2 protein-coding genes are annotated in these 1,294 nt (G+C 71.5%); both read left to right on the top strand.

Going from position 1 to position 1,294, the window contains the following annotated elements; all coding sequences use genetic code 11:
- A partial coding sequence (locus AC1D01_RS35080; RefSeq protein ID WP_477874191.1) for a hypothetical protein occupies positions 1 to 258 on the top strand: 258 nt, incomplete at its 5' end.
- 73 nt (positions 259 to 331) lie between these two features.
- On the top strand, positions 332 to 1,294 hold a 963-nt coding region (locus AC1D01_RS35075; protein ID WP_477874193.1), incomplete at its 3' end, for a catalase family protein.

The raw sequence follows: 1,294 nt of genomic DNA, 5'->3' as shown, positions 1-1,294 counted from the left end.
GGCTGGGACGGCTCGTCGGATACCGGCGAGGCGCTGGCCACCTGGCGCGCCGCGGCGGCCGATGCGCAGCTCGCGAAGCGCACGCAGCTCGTCACCAGCGACCGCATCGAGACCGCGATCGGCAGCGACGGCCAGCCGGTGCGGGTGCGGGCCTCGCACGGCGGCTTCGACAACGACATCGAGGTCGTCACGCGCACGCTGCAACGCATCCGCGGCGGCGAGCTCGCGCTGAAGATCGACGACCTGCGGGGGTACTGACGCCCACCCGGGGCGGCCCGCTCCTACAGGCATCCGGTTCCACGTCCGACGCGCCGCGCCGGGCGTGGCCCCGATGATCGGCGGCATGGACATCACGCCGATCCCGTACGACCCGTCCTTCGAACATGCCGAGGAGGACGAAGCCGCGGTCTGCGACCAGATGATCGAGACGATGCGCGGCATCGCGCAGACCACGTTCTCGCATTCGGGCCACGGCTTGCGCGGCGTGCATGCGAAGAGCCACGGCCTGCTGCGCGGCGAGTTGCGCGTGCCGGCCGGGCTACCGCCGGCATATGCGCAGGGCGCGTTCGCGCAACCGGGCGAATGGCCGCTGGTGATGCGGCTGTCGACGATCCCCGGCGACATCCTCGACGACGCCGTCTCCACGCCGCGCGGCATGGCGATCAAGCTGATCGGCGTCGACGGCGTCCGGCTGCCGGGCAGCGAGGGCGCGTTCACGCAGGATTTCGTGCTGGTCAACGGGCCGGTCTTCGGCTCGGCGGGGCCGAAGCAGTTCCTGGCCGGCCTGAAGCTGCTGGCCGCCACCACCGACCGCGTGCCGACGCTGAAGAAGGCGGTGTCGGCGGTGCTGCGCGGCGCCGAGAGGGCGATCGAGCAGGTCGGGCTGCAAAGCGGCACGCTGAAGGCGCTCGGCGGTCATCCGCAGAGCCACCCGCTGGGCGACAGCTACTTCAGCCAGGTGCCGATGCTGTGGGGGCCGTACATGGCGAAGGTGCAGGTGGTGCCGGTGTCCGCGGAACTGCAGGCATTGACCGGCGCGCACGTCGAGATGGCAGACCGCCCGCAGGCCTTGCGCGATGCGGTGATGTCGCACTTCTCGCAGGCCGGCGGCGAGTGGGAACTGCGCGTGCAGCTGTGCACCGACCTCGCCTCGATGCCGATCGAGGATGCGTCGGTGCGCTGGCCCGAGGACGAGAGCCCGTTCGCCAGCGTCGCGCGCATCGTGATGCKGCCCCAGCTCGCGTGGACCGAGGCACGCTCGGCAGCGATCGACGACGGCATGTCGTTCAGCCCG

Source organism: Rhizobacter sp. P3_B12 (genome assembly GCF_056402895.1).
This window is presented reverse-complemented; position numbering and strand designations above follow the sequence as displayed.